This window comes from Paucibacter sp. B2R-40, assembly GCF_025717555.1.
Lineage (GTDB): Bacteria > Pseudomonadota > Gammaproteobacteria > Burkholderiales > Burkholderiaceae_C > Paucibacter_A.
In genome coordinates this window covers 692,346-711,040 of sequence record NZ_JAJIRP010000001.1, presented here as the reverse complement: position 1 = coordinate 711,040, position 18,695 = coordinate 692,346, and the positions used below count along the sequence as shown (strand labels likewise).

Sequence of the window (18,695 nt, the reverse complement as noted above, 5' to 3'; positions counted from 1 at the left end):
CGATTTTACGCACAGGGCGGCTTTGCCCTGAATTTAGCGCCACAGCGGCCGACAATCATGCAGCGAAAACTGCAAAGCCCATGGACTTGATACAGCTCCCCCCCAACAGCCTGCGCGTCGGCCAGGTTTTGACGTTTTCCCTGCGCGACGCGAGCGGCAAGCTGCTGGTGGCCAGCGGCCAAACCCTCAGCAATGCACCGCAAATGCAGGCCTTGCTGGCCCGAGGTGTTTGGGTCTTGGCCCATGAGACCAAGGAGTACCAACGTGCGATGGCCCACAAGATGGACACCATGATGCACCAGGGTGCGAATCTGGGCGACATCGTCAAAGTGCAAGCCGACTTCATCAAGCCTGACCGCAACAAAAAGGTCGACCTCGGCGAGCAGGCCGCCTGGGCCGATTTGCAGATGCACGCCCACAGCCTCTTGCGCGACCCGCGCACCGATGACTTCCGTGGCCGCTTCCAACAATTGCACCACGACGCGGTGGCGCGCCTGGGCAACAAGCCCGATGCCATCCTGATGCTGTTGATCTATGACGCAGCCCAGAGCTTTGACAAATACAGTGGCCGCCACGCCCTGCTCTGCTTGGCGCTAGCGGAGCTCTGTGCCGCCAAACTCGGCTGGCCCGATGACTGGCGCCTGGCGCTGACCCAGGCCGCCTTGAGCATGAACATCAGCGTCACCGCCCAGCAAGACCGCTTGGCCGCGCAGCTTGAAGAGCCGGCTCACAGCCAAAAGCAAGCGCTGATCTCGCATGGCGACCGTTCCGCCGCCTTGTTGAGCGAGTTGGGCGCCAGCTCAGAGCTGTGGCTCAAAACCGTTTGCCTGCACCATGATGCCGGGCCTGGCCCTTTGGCCGGCCGCGCCCCGGCCGAGCAATTGGCGCGGCTCTTGCGGCGCATCGACATTTTTGCCTCACGCGTCAGCCCACGCGGCTCTCGCAAGGCCCAAACGGGCGCCATGGCGGCGCGCGCGGTGTTTCTGGATGAATTGAAGCAGCCCGACGAGGCGGGTGCGGCCATCGTCAAGACGATAGGCCTCTACCCGCTGGGCAGCCTCGTGCGTCTGGTCAATGGCGAGGTCGGCATTGTGTTCAAACGCGGCCACAGCGCGACCGAGCCCATGGTGGCCAGCCTTCTAGGCAAAAGCGGCAACCCCTTGAGTGAGCCGGTGCCGCGCGACACGCGATTGGCCAGTCAAGCCATCAGCGCCAGCTTGGCGCCGCATGAATTGAAACTCAGGGTGTCGATGGAGAAGTTGTTGAAACTCTGATCAGCCTGCCACCAACTCGCTGAAGAACTTCTCGCCACTGGCACGCGGCTTGTAAGCCGACACTTGGCGCGCAATCGCGGCGATATGGTCGGGCGTTGTACCGCAGCAGCCGCCGGCGATGTTCAAGAAGCCGCTGCGGGCAAACTCCTCCATCAGGCGGCCGGTCACATCCGGCGTCTCGTCAAAGCCGGTGTCGCTCATCGGGTTGGGCAGGCCGGCGTTCGGGTAGCAGCTGATCGCCGTGGCGCCCGCCGCCTTGGACAACTCCTCGATATAAGGGCGCATCAGCGTGGCGCCCAAGGCGCAGTTGAGGCCAATCGCCAAGGGCCGGGCGTGGCGCACCGAATGCCAGAAGGCAGTCACCGTCTGGCCCGACAGGATACGGCCGGACGCGTCGGTGACAGTGCCGGAAACGATAACGGGCAAGCGCTCGCCCGTGTCTTCCATCAACTCGTCCAAGGCAAAAATAGCCGCCTTAGCGTTCAGAGTATCGAAGATAGTTTCGACCAGGAACAGATCGACCCCGCCCTCCAAAAGCCCCTTGGCTTGCTCGTAATAGGCGGCGCGCAAGGTGTCGAAATCGACATTGCGGGCGCCGGGGTCGTTGACGTCGGGGCTGATGCTGGCGGTGCGCGGCGTGGGGCCTAAAGCGCCGGCGGCGAAGCGGGGTTTGTCGGGTGTGCTGTATTTGTCGCAGGCGGCGCGCGCAATGCGGGCCGCCGCCACATTCATTTCAAAAGCATAGGCTTCGAGGCCGTAATCCTCTTGCGCGACCGAGGTGGTGCCGAAGGTATTGGTCTCGATGATGTCGGAGCCGGCGGCAAGGTATTGCTCGTGGATCTCGCTGATCACATCGGGCCGGGTCAGCACGAGTAAATCGTTATTGCCCTTCAGATCCTTGGGGTGCTCGGCGAAGCGCTCGCCACGGAAATCGGCCTCCGTCAATTTGTAGCGCTGGATCATCGTGCCCATCGCGCCGTCGAGAATCGCGATGCGCTGTTGCAGGATGGCGGGCAGGGCCGCGCCACGGGTGTAGGTGATGTTGGAGGCGGTATTCATGGCGCGATTGTAGAAAGCCGCTGAAGCTGTGCAAAAGAACGGCTTGAAATAATAAAAACGCCCGCTGGCGGGCGGGCGTTCAGATCACAGCCTGGGCCGCTTAAGTGCGCGGTCGGCCTTGAGCGCCACCCCGTCGGCCGCCACGACCGGCGTCGCGCTCTTGCGTGCGCTCACGGCTGCGTGGGGCATGCTGGGGCCTGTTATCCCGCACTTCGCGTTCCGCGGGCCGCGCGGCCGCTTCCTGGCGGGCGATCTCCAACAAGCCCGGCAACTCCTCGGGCGTCACACCCTTGAGCGCGCAAAAATTGGGCAGCGTCAGCGTGGTGCGCTCGAAATCATGCAAAAGCCCGGCTCGGTTGCGCGCCTGCGCTTGTTCCAGGTCGAGTCGCTCTTGCTGCAGGCCACGGCGCCGCGCCAGTTCTTCGACCGCAGCGGCCCGGTGTTCGTCGATCAAGTCACCGGCCGGCTGACCGTCCAGGTCAAAGCGGGTGCGTGCCTTGCTGATCGCCATCAGATAGCTGGTGCTGCCGGTGTGGCGGCGCAAGAAGGCCGACAAAGCCGCCTTGGTGAACACACCGGGGGCGCGCTCTTGAATATCGGCCTGCACGCGCAGCTTCAGCGGCTTGACACCGCCGCCCACGAACAGCGCTGGAAACAACTCTTTGAGCTTGGCGGCGCAAGCGGCCGGGCTCATCTCCTGTGCGCTCGGGGCTGCGGCTGGAGTTGCGGTCGACGCTGCTGGGGCCTCGGCAGTTGCGGCGGCAACGAGGTCAACGGCCGCTTCGGCCTCTCCGACAGCGTCGGCTGCGACTTCAGCAATCGCTTCGGCAGGGTTATCCAAAGCCAAAGTTGGCGCGGGTGTAAGAGCTTCGTTCATGGGCGGGCGCTGAAATACTACAAAAGGAATCAAGCCCGTATTGTCCACTGGACCGCAGATTGCGCCAAACCGCCGCCCTCAGCCCCCAAACCCTAAGCGCCAAACACCTTCTTCAGGAGCGCGCTGCCGCTGGCCAGCGGGTCTTTGCGGATCTTGCGCTCCTCTTCGGCAATCATCAAAAACAAGCCGTCCAGCGCCCGCTTGGTCACGTATTGCTGAATATTGGCGTCCTCACTCTTGACCAGCCCGAAGCCGACGCCCTTGCCGGCCACCGCGTTGTATTTGTCGGCCAGCGCGAGCTTTTCGGTCGCATGTGTGACGATAGGCAGGAACTGCGCCGTCAAGGGCTCACGCGTCTTGCCGGCAAAGAAGCGCGTCACCGAACCGTCATCGCCCTTGACGATCTGCAGCGCATCTTCAACGCTGATGGACTTGACCGCATTGAGCAGCAAGGGGCGTGCCGCCGGCACCGCCGCTTCGGCGGCCCGGTTCATCGCCAGCAGCAATTCGTCCACCTGCTTGCCTTGGCCGGTCATCTTCAAGAGCTTGGCGCCGTCTTTCAAGTAACCGGGCAGCTCGATCTTGACGGCCGGGTTGCCCATGAAACCATCCGTTTTGCCCAGCGCCGCGATTGCCGCTTCGGCGCCGCGCTCAAGTGCCAGGCGGATGCCGGACGCGGCGTCCGTCTCGGTGGCGACCGCCCAAACCAAGGCGCTTGGCGCCACCATTGCAGCGCCCCCAATGATCACCATCAACTGCCTGCGTCGCATCTTGTCTACTCCCGTTTGAGAACAGTTCAGGGCGCGACGGACTCGGACCAAGCACCCACATCTTGATCGATGGCGCCAAACACGCTCAGGCCATCACGCCCCTTCATTTCGACCCGGATGCTATCGCCAAATTGCATGTACTCGGTCTTGGCTTGGCCCGAATCCAAGGTCTCGAGGGCGCGCTTTTCGGCGATGCAGGCGTAGCCGCGCGACGCGTCCTTGTTGCTGACGCTGCCCGACCCGATCACGCTGCCGGCGCGCAAGCGGCGCGTCTTGGCGGCATGAGCAATCAGTTGCCCGAAGTGAAAGCGCATGTCTGCCCCGGCCTCGCACAGGCCCACCTTGCGACCATTCCACATCGTTTGCAGCGGCAAGTCGATCCGCCCACCGCTCCAGGCCGCGCCCAACTCGTCGGGGGTGACGGCGACCGGGCTGAAGGCGCTGGTGGGTCGGCTGTGCAAATCGCCCGAGGGCAAATTGCGCAAGCGCCAATCATTGACCAGAGCCAGCAGTCGCACACCCTCCAAGCCCTGCGCCGGCGACGCGCCACAAGCCACATCGCCAGTCACGACGGCCAGGCCGGCTTCAAAATCTATGCCCATCGCCTCGGCAGCAAACAAGGCCGCCTCACAGGGCCCAAGAAAATCATCGCTGGCGCCCTGGGTCATCAAGGGCTCGCTGAGCCGGGCTGCGTCATATTGTTCATAGGCGCCACCCGTCACCCATTGAAACGCGCGCGGCAGCGGCGCCAAGCATTGCTTGGGCTCGAAGTTGAAAGCGTGGCGCAATTTGCCATGGTTCAGCTGGGTGTATAGCTCCTCCAACTGCGGCGACAAAAAACCCCAGTCATCCAGCACCTGCTGCAAGCGCGTGGCGATGCCGTTGGCGTAGTGGGCCTGACTCAAGTCGCGGGAGACGACGAGCAATTGGCCGTCGCGCGACCCGTCTTTATAGGTAGCAAGTTTCATCGGGGGTTTGAAAGCGGCAAAGCGTTAAACAAAAGCTGGCAGCATTGTCCAATGCGCAGTGTCTCCTGGTTCAAGTCAACCCTGCTTCTCGGCCCAAAAGCCAGGAGCCGGCTGCGCCCCTGGGCATGGGGCGCAGCTTTGAGCTTGGCAGTACATGGGCTGCTGCTGGCGCCGTGGCGGCAGCCCGATTTGACCGCACCACTCGCTCAGACTCGCCCGCTCGCCGTCAAAGCCAGCATGCACAACAATCGCCCGCCGCCCGAACAGGCTGCACATGCAGAACGAGCTGAAGTGGCAGAACCGGCGTTGCCAACGCCCACGGCCCCGAAACAGGCCTTTTCCGAGCCGGCGCTGCCGCCGACCCAAACGGCCGAGACCCCGCCCCCCTTGCCTGAACCTGCGCGCGCGAACTCGGCGGGGTCAGTCGCGATTGCACCTGCCGTCGACTGGCGCTATTTGCTGCTGCAAGACCATCGCCAAGGCGAAGCGCGGCTGACTTGGCAGCCCAGTGGCGCCGTCTATGCGCTGCGCCTGGAACGGGCACTCGACGGCCGCCCGCTAACCGGCTCACGCAGCGAGGGGCGCCTGGAGCCGCAAGGGCTGAGCCCTCAGCGCTTCACCCAGCAAGCCCCCCGCCGGGAGGGGCGGCCAGCGCGCGACGTGGCCGCCACCAATTTCCGCCAAGGCGACAAGCAAGACCAAATCAGCTTTTCGGCCAGCCCGGAGCAAGTCGCAATGCCAGACGGCGTGCAAGACCGCATCAGTTGGTGGCTGCAACTGGCGGCCATCGTCGCCGCCGCGCCGCAGCAGTTTTTGCCCGGCCGGGAATTGCGCCTGATGGTGATAGGGCTGCGCGGCGAAGCCAGGGAGTGGGTGTTTGAGGTGTTGGAGCGAGATGACTTGGAACTGCCCATTGGCCGCATCAAACAAGCCGTGCACCTGCGCCGCGCCGCCCTCGGGCCCTATAGCGGCGAGATCGAGCTTTGGCTTGATCCCGCCCGCCATCACTTGCCGGTGCGGCTGCTATTGAGCCAGCCCGACGATCGCGGCTGGGAGTTGCAATTGCTGGACGAGGGTTTGCCTCAACCCTGATTCAGGGGGTAGATCGATGAATTTTGACGCTTTGAACACAAATGTCTGCCGGCGATGCGCCGAAATGAGCCGAGTTCTGACATTATTTGTCCACGGCCAGGCGTTGTTTCTGCCGATAAGACTTGAAACAGACGCCGCTGGCCGCAGTTGACGCTGAAAGGAGCCACCATGCACATGCTTTACAACTCCCCGAGTTTCAGTGTCGTCAAGTTCGACATTCAAGTTACTGAGCCCCTGCCAGGGGAATTCTTGCTTGCCAACCCGGACTTGCAGCTGAACCGCGGCGGATTCGAGATCGTCGACAAATTCAGCCGGAAAGAAATCTTTATCGAAGGCGCGCTGGCCCAGCAATTCCAGGATGGCGTCGAGGCCTTGATCGAGCAAGATCCGAGTGAAGAAGATCTGGATGACTTCATTGAGGGCTACGCCAAGATGGGCCATCAACCGGTAGTCATGCACTGAAAAGGGCCGAAAAACAGCGCGCGAGCCACTTGTCCTCGGCGCGCGGCTGAGACAAGATCGGGCAGCGCCGCGCAGTCTGTGGTGCACAAGACTGCAAGGAGCTGTCCATCATGGTCAAGCGTTTGACTGACGCGCGTGTCCTACCGTCGCCGGGCCTCAAGGAGGCGCCGGTGATGGACCGGATGTGCACGCAGTTCGTACTGACGCTGACCGTCAAGCATGCGGGTCGCTTCAATCTCCGCCGCGATTTCAATGGGCTGCTGTCCTTCACCGGCCGCCATTTGGTCTGGCCAACGCGCGTCTTGGGCCGGCTGCGTGACTACCTGAATCAACGCTGCCTGGCCAATGAGCTGTGGAGCGGCCATGAGAGCTTGAGCGACGAGGCTTTTCTGCATCGTCACGGCGTCTGGAGCGGGCCGTTTTCCGAGTCCACGCTGTTCTTTTACCTTGATGAGTACGTCAAGGACGCGCCCAAAGACATGATGGCGCTGCTGGCTACCACCAGCGAGTGGTTGGACCGCCAGCTCAAGCGTGAGTCAACCTTGGTTGAAAAAAATATCGAGGCGCTGGGCGCGCTCTTACAGCTCAATCCGGCCGAGCGCGCGCTGCTGCTTTACGGCACTTTGGCTCGCTATCAGCGTGAGTTGCGCGGCGCGCTGGTCGAGTTCAAGGTCAACACGGCCCAAGAAGCGTTTGCGGCGATCGCCGCAGTCGCCGGCGTCAATGCCCAAGAGGTGGCCGAAGCGCTGCGCGCAGGTTCAAGGTTAGAGCGCATCGGCATGGTCGAGAACCTGATCTCCGAGCACAACATCACCGACCTGGCCGACCTGATGAAGGTCAGCGATCAACTGCCGCCGGTCTTGATGCGCGAGTACAAGGGGCCGCATGATTTGATGGCGGTGTTCACCCGGCCGGCCTCGCGCAGCCCCTTGAGTGCGGACGACTTTCAATTCGTGGCCGATGACCTTGCTGTGTTGAATACCTTGCTCGCAAACGCGGTGCTGCGCCATGAAGCCGGCGTCAACGTGCTGCTCTATGGCCCGCCCGGCACCGGCAAAACGGAGTTGGCCAAGGTGGCGGCTCAGGCCGCAGGCTTGGACCTGTACGAGGTTGAGTACGCAGATCGCGAGGGCAACTCGCTGTCCGGCCGCGATCGCTACCGCTCGCTGCAGATCAGCCAGGTTTTCCTGAAAGCCAGCGCGAACGTGGCCTTGCTTTTTGACGAGGTCGAGGACGTGTTCCCGCCGCTTTCCAGCGACACCGCCCAGTTGATTGCACGGATGGATTCAGCGCTGGAAGCACCGACCTCGGGTTCGGTCAGTGGCAAGGCCTGGGTCAATCAGATTCTGGAAACCAACCCGGTGCCGGTGATTTGGATTACCAACCGGATCGAGCAAATCGACCCGGCCTTTCGGCGCCGGTTTCAATACCACCTGGAGCTGAAGTCGCCGCCGCCGGGCGCGCGCTTAGGGCTGGTCACCAAAGCCTTGTCCGATGTCCAGGTAAGCGCCGAATTCACCGCCAAACTGGCCGAGCGGCGCGGCCTGACGCCGGCGCAAATCCGCACGGCCGTACGCTTCGCCCAACTGGCCGGGCATGCCGATGAGTGCGAGCACATGATAGAGCGCCAACTCGAAAACGCCGACAAGGCGCTGGGTCAACGCAGCCGCGAGCGCTTGGCGCGGCCGGTCGTGACGCAATATGCGCTGGATTTGTTGAACTGCGAATCGCGCTTCGAGATCCCGCGCATCGTCGCCGCCTTGGAAAAACGAGGCTGCGGCAATCTGTGTTTTTATGGTCCGCCTGGTAGCGGTAAAACCGCGCTGGCCGAACATATTGCCCAGACCTTGGGCCGGCCCTTGATGATCAAACAGGCAAGCGATTTGTCGAGCAAGTTTGTCGGCGAAACCGAGCAGAATATGGCGCGCATGTTTGAGACCGCAGCGGCCGAGAACGCCGTGTTGCTGCTCGACGAGGCCGACAGCTTTCTGCGCAGCCGCCGCATGGCCGAGCGCAATTACGAGATCTCCGAGGTCAACGAAATGCTGGCCGGCATGGAGCGATTTACCGGCATTTTCATTTGCACGACCAATTTGTTTGAAGACCTCGACGAAGCCGCGCTGCGCCGCTTTGCCTTCAAGATCGGCTTCAAACCGCTGACTCCGCCACAGCGCGAACGGATGTTTCTGCGCGAAGCGCTGGGCGACGAATCCGTGCAGCTCGACGCCGATCAAATGAAGCGTTTAAGCGCTTTGGATGCCTTGACGCCGGGGGACTTTGCGGCGGTGCGCCAGCAGGTGGAAATTCTCGGTGAGCCCTTGACGGCGGACGAATTTTTGGCCCAGTTGGAAGCCGAGCACCGCATCAAGCCGCAGGTGCGCAATCGACGCGCGATGGGCTTCAGCCACTGATTGCCCGACAGGGGGGGGGGAGTGGCCAATTCATGGCGAGCTGTGGTGTTGCACACTAGGGCCATGAACAAAGAATTGCCGCATGGCCTCAAACTGCTGACGATTTGGCTGCTGATCCTGCTCGTGGTCTTCCTGGGCTTCAAGGCTTGGGAGCATCAGCGCGCCCAGAGCCTGATTTCTATCCAGGGCAGCGCCATCGTGCTGCAGCGCGGCCCTGACGGCCATTTCCATTGGCCGGGCGAGGTCAACGGTTTGGCGGTGGAATTTTTGGTGGATACCGGTGCCACCAGCACCGCCCTGCCCTCGGCTTTGGCGGAGCAAGCCGGCTTGGTGGCCGAAGCCGACGTCAGCTCGCACACGGCGGCCGGTTTGACGCGCGGTTACCGAGCGCGTGCCCACATCGCCCTGCAAGGTGGTGTGCAAGCCGAGCGCCTGGCCGTGACCGTTTTGCCGGCCTTGGGTGCACCGCTGCTGGGCATGGACATTCTGTCCAAGCTCGACTTCAAGCAGCAAGACGGTGCTTTGCATATCCGAGCGGGGCGCCCATGAGCTGGCTGAAGTTCGCCTGTGCAGCCATACTCGCCTTGGCGCTTGACGCTCCAGCGTTTGCCGGTGCAGTTTGTCCGCCGGCGGTGGCGCTTGCCAGCCCTGCGCAAGCGGCTGAATGGAGCCGCCGGGCGCCGGATCGCGGCTTGCTCTACCGCATCAGCCGCGACGGCCGGGATTCTTTTGTCTATGGCAGCATGCACATCGGTCGGCCGGAATGGGCCTACCCGGGGCCCAAGCTGCTGGCTGCGCTGAAGCGAGCGGATGTCTTGGCACTCGAGCTTGACCTCAGCGACCCCGCCACGATGCAGGTCTTGAGCCAGCCCCCCGCGCATGCGCCGGAACTCAAGCTCACGCCCGCGCTGCGCAAACGGCTGGACGCCCAGGCCAGCGCGGCTTGCCTGCCCGCCGGCGCCCTGGCCGGCCAGCATCCGCTGATGGAACTGAGTACCTACACGGTGCTGGCGGCTCGATGGGACGGCCTCGACCCCAGCTTCGGCCAGGAGCAAGTTCTGAGCCTGTGGGCGCGTGAGCGCGGTCTGCCTATCATTGGGCTCGAAGATGCGGCCAGCCAACAAAAAGCCTTGATTCCGAGTGATGCGAAGCTGGCCTTGTTCAGCTTGCAAAAAGGCCTGAGCCAACTGGAGCAGGGCCGTGTACGACCCCTCATGAAACGGCTGGCCAAGGCCTGGGCTGAGGGTGACCTGGCCACGCTGCAGGATTACGCGCGCTGGTGCGACTGCATCGAAGACGAGCAAGACCGCGCCGATTTCATCCTGCTCAATGACGCGCGCAACCCGGGGCTGGCAGACGGCATAGCCGCACGTCATGCCCGGGGCCAATCGGTTTTGGCAGCGGTCGGCGCCCTGCATTTGAGCGGGCCGCATTCCTTGTTGAAGCAACTGCGCCAGCGCGGCTTTGTTGTTGAGCAACTGCAGCCCAAGCCCAACTGACAAAGTCTTGAACACCTGGCATCAAGTTGATGCAAACTTGCGCACACACAGAACCGCTTCAAGGAGGCCTTATGGCCGACAACAGTTTCAGCAAATTCGTCCCGGGTTTTGACTTTCTGCAAAGTCTGGTCAAAGGTGCCAGTGCGGCCATGCCCGGCGTCGGCCAATGGGTGGCACCGACGCTGAATCCGGAGGAGTTGGGCAAACGCATCGATGAGTTGCGCACCGTGCAGTTCTGGCTGGAACAAAACGCCCGCATGCTTGGCGCGACGATCCAGGCACTGGAAGTGCAAAAGATGACGCTGGCGACGCTGAAATCCATGAATGTGCCGCTCGAGCAATTGAGCGAGGCTCTGCAGGCACCTGCCGCCACTTTGGTGAATCCCCTCGCTGCGGCTTGGCCCGGCTTGAGCCCTGAAGTGAAGGCCACCCCGGCTCCAGCCGCTGCACCCACGCCTGCCGCGCAGCCGGCTGCTCCGACGCCCACAGCGTCAACAAGCGAGCGAGCTGACAAGCCGCTGGTGCCTCCGGTCGTTGACCCCCTGCAGTGGTGGGGTGCGCTGAGCCAACAGTTCACGCAACTCGCGGCCAGCGCCATGAAGGACGGCGCCAGCGACAGCGCTCGAAACCTGGCCGGAAGCATCGTCAAGCAGTCGCTCGACGTGGCGGGAGACACTTTGCGCAAGGCCGGCGCGGTACCCGGCGCCATCGCAGAGCAATTCGGCGAACAAATGGGCGAGCAAAAGGCCAAGCCTGCCGCCAAGCCGGTTGCGGCCCGCAAACGCAAGGCCTGAGCGGGTCAGACCTCTGTACTCAGCATCGGCATTCAGCGCGCCGCGAGGCTGCCTGCGCTACAGTCCTCGCAGCCCAGGAGAGAGCGCTTGATTGCAGCAACCCCAAATACGATCGACCCCGCCCAGCGTGCCCTTGCTCAAGCCAGGGTGGTGCAGGCCTTGACGGCCGAGTTGCCGCCCCATGCCCTGCTCTGGCACAGCGAAGACACCACGCCCTATGAATGCGATGGCCTGAGCGCCTATCGGCAACGGCCCTTGGTGGTGGCGCTGCCGGAAACCGAGGCGCAAGTCGCCGCCGTCTTACGCATCTGTCACGACTTGCAAGTACCTGTCGTGGCGCGCGGCGCGGGCACCGGTTTGTCGGGCGGGGCGATGCCGCATGCGCTGGGCGTGACTTTGGCATTGGCGAAGTTCAAACAGATCATCCAGATCAACCCGCTTGCACGCACTGCGACCGTGCAATGCGGCGTGCGCAATCTGGCCATCTCGGAAGCCGCCGCCCTCCACGGCTTGTATTACGCCCCCGACCCAAGCAGCCAAATCGCCTGCACCATAGGCGGCAATGTGGCGGAAAACTCCGGAGGCGTGCATTGCCTCAAATACGGCCTCACCTTGCATAACGTCTTACGTGTGAGGGGCTTCACCATGGCCGGCGAGGCGGTCGACTTCGGCTCCGAGGCACTCGATGCGAGCGGCCTGGACCTGCTCAGCCTGATCGTCGGCAGCGAGGGCATGTTGGCCGTCATCACCGAAGTGACGGTCAAATTGATCCCCAAACCAGCCTTGGCGCGCTGCGTGATGGCCAGTTTTGATGATGTCCGCAAGGCCGGCCTCGCCGTCGCCAACATCATCGCCGCCGGCATCATCCCGGCCGGGCTTGAAATGATGGACAAGGCCATGACGGCCGCTGTGGAGGACTTCGTCCACGCCGGCTATGACCTCAGCGCGGCGGCGATTTTGCTCTGCGAGAGCGACGGCACGGCCGCGGAAGTGGCCGAGGAGATTGCGCAGATGCAGGCCGTCTTGATGGCCAGCGGGGCCAGCCATTGCGAAGTCAGCGCCGATGAGGCGCAAAGGCTGAAGTTCTGGAGCGGGCGCAAAAATGCCTTTCCGGCCTCGGGCCGCATCAGCCCCGATTACATGTGCATGGACTCGACCATTCCCCGCAAAAACCTGGCTGACATCTTGCTCGCCATTCAGGAGATGGAAATCAAGTATCAGCTGCGCTGCGCCAACGTGTTTCATGCCGGCGATGGCAATTTGCACCCGCTGATCCTGTTCGACGCGAAAGACCCGGACCAGTTGCGGCGCTGCGAGGAATTTGGCGCCGAGATCTTGGAAGCCAGTGTGGCCTTGGGCGGCACGGTGACGGGCGAGCATGGCGTCGGCGTGGAGAAGCTCAACTCAATGTGCGTGCAGTTCTCCGCCGCAGAACTGGCGCAGATGCATGCGGTCAAACTGGCCTTCGACCCGCAGGGCCTCCTCAACCCCGGCAAGGTGATCCCGACGCTGCACCGCTGCGCCGAATATGGCCGCATGCATGTCAGTCGCGGCCTGCTGGCTCATCCCGATTTGCCGAGGTTCTGATTGATGCTCAAGCAACTGCAGGACCAAATCCAGGCCGCCAGCGCCAGCAACACAGCCCTGGAAATACGCGGCCACGGCAGCAAGGCTTTTTATGGCCAGGCACCCAGGGGCGAGCTGCTCGATATGTCAGGCTATGTTGGCATCAGCAGTTATGAGCCAAGCGAACTTGTCGTCACTGTCAAGACGGGCACGCCGATTGTCGAGCTGGAGCGGGTCTTGGCCGAGCAGGGGCAATATCTGGCCTTTGAGCCGCCACGCTTTGGCGGGCGGGGCCAAGGCACCGTCGGCGGCATGGTGGCCACAGGCCTGAGTGGCCCGGCTCGGGCCAGCATGGGCGCCCTGCGTGAGCATGTCTTGGGCGTGACCATGCTGAGCGGGCGGGGCGAGGCCATGAGCTTCGGCGGCACGGTGATCAAGAACGTCGCCGGTTATGACGTCTCGCGCCTGATGGCCGGATCCATGGGCATTTTGGGCCTGTTGCTGGAAGTTTCGCTGAAAGTGCTGCCTTTTCCCAAGGCCCGGGCAACTTTGCGTTTCGAGCTGAGCCAGGAGCAAGCCTTGAATCAGCTCAATCGCTGGGCCGGGCAGCCGCTGCCCATCAATGCAAGCGCTTGGTGGGATGGCGCGCTGGTGCTGCGCCTGGCCGGCGCGCAAGCGGCCGTGCAGGCGGCCTGCCATAGCTTGGGCGGCGACCTGATTGAAGACGAGTTGGCCGCGCCGTTTTGGGCCAGCCTGCGCGACCATAGCGATGAATACTTTGTGGGCGCGGCACGCGCCGTCGAAGGCGGTGCCAAGTTGTGGCGCCTGTCGCTGCCGCAAACCGCGCCGGCCTTGAGTTTGCACGGAGAGCAGTTGCTTGAATGGGGAGGCGCGCAGCGCTGGGTCGCCACGCCGCTGCCGACCGGCGCAGTGCGCGATGCGGCGGCCAAAGCGGGCGGTCATGCCACGCTGATGCGCGCCTCTGACAAGAGCGGCGGCGTCTTCACCCCCTTGTCGGCGCCCTTGCTGCGCATTCATCGCGAACTGAAGCGGTCTTTCGACCCGCAAGGTATTTTCAATCCAGGCAGGCTGTATGACGAACTCTGAAATCAGCGCAGAAGTTTCCAGGACCGAGCAGATGCCGCGTTACTACGCACAGCGGGCGCGCGAGTACGAGCAGGTCTTCGACCGACCTCATCGCCAACCCAATATTGCGGCCATCAAGCGCTGGCTGGGCGAGCAGTTCACTGACCGCCAGGTGCTGGAAGTGGCCACCGGCACCGGTTTTTGGCTGCCTGCCGCTACGGCACGGGCCTTGAGCTGGCAGTGCACCGACATCAACGCCGAGGTGCTGGAGGTGGCGAAGGCCAAACCCTTGGATTTCACCAAGCTGAGCTTTCGCTTGGCCGATGCCTATGCGCTGGACCTTGTTCCAGCGGGCTCACCATCCCCGTTTGACGCCGCTTTCGCGGGCCTGTGGTTCTCGCATGTGCCACTGCAACGTAGAGCCAGCTGGTTAGCTCAGCTGCACGCGCAATTGGCACCCGGTGCTGTTGTGATCTTGATGGACAACCGCTTCGTGGCGGGCGACAGCACGCCGATTTCGCGTGTCGATGCCGAGGGCAATGGCTACCAAGTTCGCAGCCTCAGCGATGGCAGTCAGCACGAGGTGCTGAAAAACTTCCCCACGCTTGAACAGTTGCAGGTTCTGCTGGCCTCGCAAGCGCGGGACATCGAGTGGCAAGAACTCGACTACTTCTGGACTCTCAAGTACCGCCTGCACTGATGCAAACAAATCTTGCCCCCGAATTTCAAGGAACGCCCGAGGGTGCTGCGGCCGAAGCGATCCTGAGCCGCTGTGTGCATTGCGGCTTTTGCACCGCCACCTGCCCCACTTACCAACTGTTGGGTGACGAGTTGGACGGGCCGCGCGGGCGCATCTATTTGATCAAACAGGTCATGGAGGGCGCGGAGCCGACACGCAGCACCCAGCTACATTTGGATCGCTGCCTGACTTGCCGTAACTGCGAAACCACCTGCCCATCGGGTGTGGAGTACGCGCAACTCTTGGAGATCGGCCGCGATATCGTCGAGACCAAAGTGGCGCGACCGACACAAGAACGAGCGCTGCGCTGGCTGCTGAAAGAAGGCTTGACCTCGCCGGCCTTCAAACCTGCGATGAAGCTGGGGCAAATGATGCGCCCCCTGCTGCCCGCGAGCTTGAAAGACAAAGTGCCGGGCCCCGCCGGCGCGCGCGCGCATGACTGGCCGACCCGCATCCACGCGCGCAAAGTCGGCCTGCTGCTCGGCTGCGTGCAACCCAGCATGGCGCCCAATATCAATAGCGCGACGGCCCGCGTGCTGGACGCAGCCGGCATTCAAACCCTGGTGGCCGAGAGCGCCGGCTGCTGCGGGGCCATTCGCAGCCATCTGAACGACCCTGCTGGTGGGCTGGCCGATATGCGCCGCAATATCGACGCCTGGTGGCCGCTGGTCGAAGGTCTGACCGAGGCCGGCAAGATCGAGGCGCTGGTGATGAATGCGTCCGGCTGCGGCGTCACGGTCAAGGGCTATGGCCACGCCTTGCGCCATGACCCCGATTACGCGGTCAAGGCGGCCAAAATCAGCGCCCTCACGCGCGACCTGAGCGAATTGCTGCCCGATCTACTGCCAGGACTCAAGCCCTTGCTGGCCGGCAAGTCACAGCAGAAGCTGGCCTATCACCCGCCCTGCACGCTGCAGCATGGCCAACAATTGCGCGGCGGCGTCGAGGCGGGCCTGCGTGAACTGGGGTTTGAGATACAGCTGGCGACTTGCGACAGCCATCTCTGTTGCGGCTCGGCCGGCACCTATTCGGTCTTGCAGCCCAAGCTATCCAAGCAATTACGCGACCAAAAGCTGCAGGCACTCGCCCCGCTGCATGCGCAGACCATAGTCTCGGGGAATATAGGCTGCATACAGCACCTGCAAAGCGGTACCGCGACGCCGGTGCGGCATTGGGTCGAGGTACTGGATCAGGCATTGGTCTGACATCCGCAATGGTTTGTGCGGAGATCGCCCAAACAAGGGCAAACACTAAGACCAAACTAAAACCAAATTCCCATAATGGGGCACAAATACAGGAGGGGGAAGCCGACGAGGGCCCCAAGCCAGCCAGTCCAGCTCTAGCCGGACAAGCCAGCCAGATCAGTCCGGATACCGCGATCGGTATCCGGACTTTTCTTTTGGGGGCGACAGATCAGAACTTGGGAACACGAATGCGGCTGACCATCAAGGAACCAGATACCGCGTAGAGCAAAACCAAGGGATGCAAATAAAAGCCGGCGATTTCCAGCTTGCCAAACCACAGCTGCTCGCCCAAGGCGCCTTGCGCGGCCGCGATCCACAGCACGATCACCAGCACCAAGGAAGTCGGTATAGGCGTGCCCTCGAAATATTTAACTTTGTCACCACCTTCGCTGAGCGCCTCCGCCGTGACATTGAAACGGGCCAATCTCGAAACCCCGCAGGCCACAAAGAAAACCAGCACGATGCGGTCAAACAGGCCTTGCATGCCGCAGGCATAGGCAATCGCGGCCGGGGCCACGCCGAAGGAGATCACGTCGGCCAGCGAATCCAGTTCCCGCCCCATCGTCGACGATTGCTGGCGCCAGCGCGCCACACTGCCGTCCAACACATCAAACACAAAGGCCAAAGGAATCAAGGCACAGGCGTAGTAGATATGTCTAACGTCGCCGGTCTGCAAAAACGTCATCACCGAGAACAGCGCCCCCATGCCGGCAAACGAGTTTGCCAGGGTGAACCAATCGGCGAGATGGAACTCGCGGATCATGGAGAAGGGTTTGGGCTTGTTCATAGCGAGCAGCATAAAGCCATCTCAAACCCTGCGGCTGCTGTGCATGAACAAACGCAGCCAAGCCTTGCGGCCCAAGTGAAGACACAAGCGCCAGATCGGCATCCGCAGGGCATGGGCGCGCAGATACAACGCCGCCCGCGCCAGCGCATGAGCTGGCCGGTTGACCAGGGGATGGTCGGGTGAAAACGCGCGCAAGTACATGGCATCGAAGCACCACTCTCTGATCGCACCCAGGCCGGCCATCGCACGAGCATTGCTCATCGCCTCGGCCGGCACCGCGCTAGCGAGCACGGCACGGGTATAGCGCAGCGCCAGATAGACTGGCCAAACCAACCCAAGCTCACGCGCCCTTTCAAGCAAGCGACGCCAAAAATCCGGTTCGCTGGCGGCAAAGTTCATCAGCAGGCAATCAAGGTCATACAGATCACGAAGACCGTTCTTCAGTTCGCCCTCATGGAACAAATGGGTTGCACTGTGAATCACCATGTCGCAGGGCGCGAGCACATGAAAACAGCTGCCCTCCAGGGGCACACTGGCCGCCAACAAGGCAGCGGCGTCAGGCACATGGCGGGCCGTCAAAGGCAGGATATTGTGATGCAAATCAACCACAGTGCCGCGCTTGAGGCTGACCATGGGTGGCAACTCATGCATCCAGCGTCGGTAATAGCGTTGATCGTAGGGATCGATTTTCCCTATGCTCCAACCATGCAGCATGAGCGCCGCTTCAGCCTCATTCAGTGACGCGCGTGGCACCAGCAAATCCACATCTCCGAACAGGCGGCCCTTGGCAGCAGGATGACCGGACATTGCATAAGCGGCCCCCTTGAGCAAGACCGGGCGAACCTGCAGACTGCCCAGCGCCGCCTCTAGATGACGGCACTCCCATTCAATTGCCTCTTGCTGATGCTGAGTCAAGCGCTGCGTTGCGAGCAAATGACGAGCCGCTTGAGCTGGCAGATGCTCAAGCAAGTCGAGGTCCACCGCGGCTTGGGCGAGACGCCCGAGCAAATTGGCGCTGCGCGCCAATCGCAAAACCTGGTCCCATTGTTTGAGTGACAGCTCGCGCATACGCTGCGGCTCCCGCATCAAATCGATCAATGACGGTACCGCTGCTACATTGAGCTCGCTGCGCATCGCCTCAATCATTTTCAGGCTCGGCCAACCAGTCAAACACTTCCAACGCATCATCGAGTCGGCTGTATTCGAAATCGTAACAGTCACATTGGCGAATCAGGCGGTCGACCGTTTCGAAGCCAAGCTCCCCCAGAATGCTGTAGTTGAAGGCATTCTCGGCAAAATGAGTGAAGGTCTGGACCTTGCTGCGTGGCGTCAACAAGGGCTCGGCTGCGGCGACATAACGGGGGAACACAATCCAGCGCGGCTGCGCCGTCTCCAGCATCCGGTCAACGCTGCTCACCGGGGGCACCAAATGGGTCACGCGGCCCTTGGTGGTGTCATAGGTTTCGGGCGACCAGACGGCGGCAGGCTCGAATCCCTGAATTACATCGATCGACTGATTTTTCAAGTTGATGGATCTGGCCAAGGCATGCGCCTGCAATGAGTCGAGCTCAATCAGGGTCAACTCATCGGACAACAAACGCCAGCCTCGCAACGCCAAAGCGGCACACAACGTGCTTTTGCCGGAACCCGGCGGCGCCGGCAGGATCACCACCTGGCCATTGCGCTCCAGGCTGGCTGCGTGAATCGTCAGCCACTGATGACAGGACGATGCAATTGCCCAATTCATGCCCCATTCCAGCATCGCCGGAGCCTGATCTCGAGGCAGTGGCTCAAACGGTGACTCACCATCGATCAAGAACTCCGCCTGCCGGCGCAGCCAGCGCCGGAGATTCTTGGGCGCACGTAACTCGACATGGAAGTCAGCAAACTCCGGGTCAACATAAAAGGGGTGTCGGCCGTAAAGCATTTGCACGGAGCGTGCCACATCCGGCATTGTCGACTTGATGCGAAACACCAGAGGGCCAGTTTGCAGGGCCAACCGACCGGCGCTCAAAAGAGTCTGTACTTCGGCGAGGGAAATGTCCTCAAGCCGCTTTGGCGCCATCG

18 protein-coding genes are annotated in these 18,695 nt (G+C 62.3%); 11 read left to right on the top strand and 7 right to left on the bottom strand.

Translation table 11 applies throughout. From position 1 onward, the window contains the following. Window positions 1-80: 80 nt before the first annotated feature. Window positions 81-1,274, top strand: a complete 1,194-nt coding sequence (locus tag LNV09_RS03150; protein ID WP_263555611.1) for an HD-GYP domain-containing protein — start codon at window positions 81-83, stop codon at window positions 1,272-1,274. Here LNV09_RS03150 and LNV09_RS03145 read toward each other — a convergent pair whose 3' ends face one another. From LNV09_RS03145 to LNV09_RS03130, 4 genes are all read right to left on the bottom strand, one after another. Beyond that, window positions 1,275-2,333: a homocysteine S-methyltransferase family protein gene (locus tag LNV09_RS03145; RefSeq protein WP_263555610.1), complete on the bottom strand. Its 1,059-nt coding sequence runs from the start codon at window positions 2,331-2,333 to the stop codon at window positions 1,275-1,277. It abuts the gene before it with no gap. A gap of 100 nt (window positions 2,334-2,433) precedes the next feature. Then, a complete protein-coding gene (locus LNV09_RS03140; protein WP_263555609.1) occupies window positions 2,434-3,210 on the bottom strand; it encodes a ProQ/FINO family protein in 777 nt (258 codons plus the stop codon). 92 nt (window positions 3,211-3,302) lie between these two features. Next, window positions 3,303-3,980, bottom strand: a complete 678-nt coding sequence (locus tag LNV09_RS03135; protein ID WP_263555608.1) for a DUF4197 domain-containing protein — start codon at window positions 3,978-3,980, stop codon at window positions 3,303-3,305. Between the two features lie 26 nt (window positions 3,981-4,006). Next, a complete protein-coding gene (locus LNV09_RS03130; protein WP_263555607.1) occupies window positions 4,007-4,948 on the bottom strand; it encodes a fumarylacetoacetate hydrolase family protein in 942 nt (313 codons plus the stop codon). A 237-nt stretch (window positions 4,949-5,185) separates the two neighbouring features. Between LNV09_RS03130 and LNV09_RS03125 the strand changes: the two genes are divergently transcribed. The 10 genes from LNV09_RS03125 (at window position 5,186) to glcF (ending at window position 15,802) form a co-directional block, all read left to right on the top strand. Further along, entirely contained in the window at window positions 5,186-6,040 is an 855-nt protein-coding gene (locus tag LNV09_RS03125; RefSeq protein WP_263555606.1) for a DUF3108 domain-containing protein, read from the top strand. A 168-nt stretch (window positions 6,041-6,208) separates the two neighbouring features. Continuing rightward, on the top strand, window positions 6,209-6,502 hold the full coding sequence (locus tag LNV09_RS03120; protein WP_263532413.1) for a BTH_I0359 family protein: 294 nt from the start codon (window positions 6,209-6,211) through the stop codon (window positions 6,500-6,502). 110 nt (window positions 6,503-6,612) lie between these two features. Further along, window positions 6,613-8,913 carry an ATP-binding protein gene (locus LNV09_RS03115; protein WP_263555605.1) on the top strand — a complete coding sequence of 767 codons (2,301 nt, stop codon included), beginning with the start codon at window positions 6,613-6,615 and terminating at the stop codon, window positions 8,911-8,913. 63 nt (window positions 8,914-8,976) lie between these two features. Further along, window positions 8,977-9,462: a retropepsin-like aspartic protease family protein gene (locus LNV09_RS03110; protein ID WP_263555604.1), complete on the top strand. Its 486-nt coding sequence runs from the start codon at window positions 8,977-8,979 to the stop codon at window positions 9,460-9,462. After that, window positions 9,459-10,412, top strand: a complete 954-nt coding sequence (locus LNV09_RS03105) for a TraB/GumN family protein (RefSeq protein WP_263555603.1) — start codon at window positions 9,459-9,461, stop codon at window positions 10,410-10,412. The genes LNV09_RS03110 and LNV09_RS03105 overlap by 4 nt, the downstream gene beginning before the upstream one ends. Before the next feature lie 71 nt (window positions 10,413-10,483). Continuing rightward, a complete protein-coding gene (locus LNV09_RS03100; protein WP_263555602.1) occupies window positions 10,484-11,206 on the top strand; it encodes a PhaM family polyhydroxyalkanoate granule multifunctional regulatory protein in 723 nt (240 codons plus the stop codon). Window positions 11,207-11,293: 87 nt separating this feature from the next. Then, window positions 11,294-12,793: an FAD-linked oxidase C-terminal domain-containing protein gene (locus tag LNV09_RS03095; RefSeq protein ID WP_263555601.1), complete on the top strand. Its 1,500-nt coding sequence runs from the start codon at window positions 11,294-11,296 to the stop codon at window positions 12,791-12,793. A gap of 3 nt (window positions 12,794-12,796) precedes the next feature. Then, window positions 12,797-13,879 carry a glycolate oxidase subunit GlcE gene (gene glcE, locus LNV09_RS03090; protein ID WP_263555600.1) on the top strand — a complete coding sequence of 361 codons (1,083 nt, stop codon included), beginning with the start codon at window positions 12,797-12,799 and terminating at the stop codon, window positions 13,877-13,879. Then, window positions 13,866-14,558, top strand: a complete 693-nt coding sequence (locus LNV09_RS03085) for a class I SAM-dependent methyltransferase (protein WP_263555599.1) — start codon at window positions 13,866-13,868, stop codon at window positions 14,556-14,558. The genes glcE and LNV09_RS03085 overlap by 14 nt, the downstream gene beginning before the upstream one ends. Further along, the gene (gene glcF, locus LNV09_RS03080; RefSeq protein WP_263555598.1) at window positions 14,558-15,802 is read left to right on the top strand and encodes a glycolate oxidase subunit GlcF; all 1,245 of its coding nucleotides are present in this window, start codon (window positions 14,558-14,560) and stop codon (window positions 15,800-15,802) included. Before LNV09_RS03085 ends, glcF begins: the two co-directional genes overlap by 1 nt. A gap of 208 nt (window positions 15,803-16,010) precedes the next feature. On the opposite strand, the gene pssA is transcribed toward glcF, so the two are convergent. Genes pssA through LNV09_RS03065 form a run of 3 tightly spaced genes read right to left on the bottom strand, consistent with a single transcriptional unit; the run spans window position 16,011 to window position 18,693 of the window. Further along, window positions 16,011-16,628 (bottom strand): CDP-diacylglycerol--serine O-phosphatidyltransferase, encoded by a 618-nt coding sequence (gene pssA / locus LNV09_RS03075; protein WP_263555597.1) that lies wholly within the window; start codon window positions 16,626-16,628, stop codon window positions 16,011-16,013. 21 nt (window positions 16,629-16,649) lie between these two features. After that, window positions 16,650-17,774: a nucleotidyltransferase domain-containing protein gene (locus LNV09_RS03070; protein WP_263555596.1), complete on the bottom strand. Its 1,125-nt coding sequence runs from the start codon at window positions 17,772-17,774 to the stop codon at window positions 16,650-16,652. After that, window positions 17,767-18,693, bottom strand: coding sequence for an HprK-related kinase A (locus tag LNV09_RS03065; protein ID WP_263555787.1), 927 nt, complete (start codon window positions 18,691-18,693; stop codon window positions 17,767-17,769). The genes LNV09_RS03070 and LNV09_RS03065 overlap by 8 nt, the downstream gene beginning before the upstream one ends. Between the last annotated feature and the right edge of the window lie 2 nt (window positions 18,694-18,695).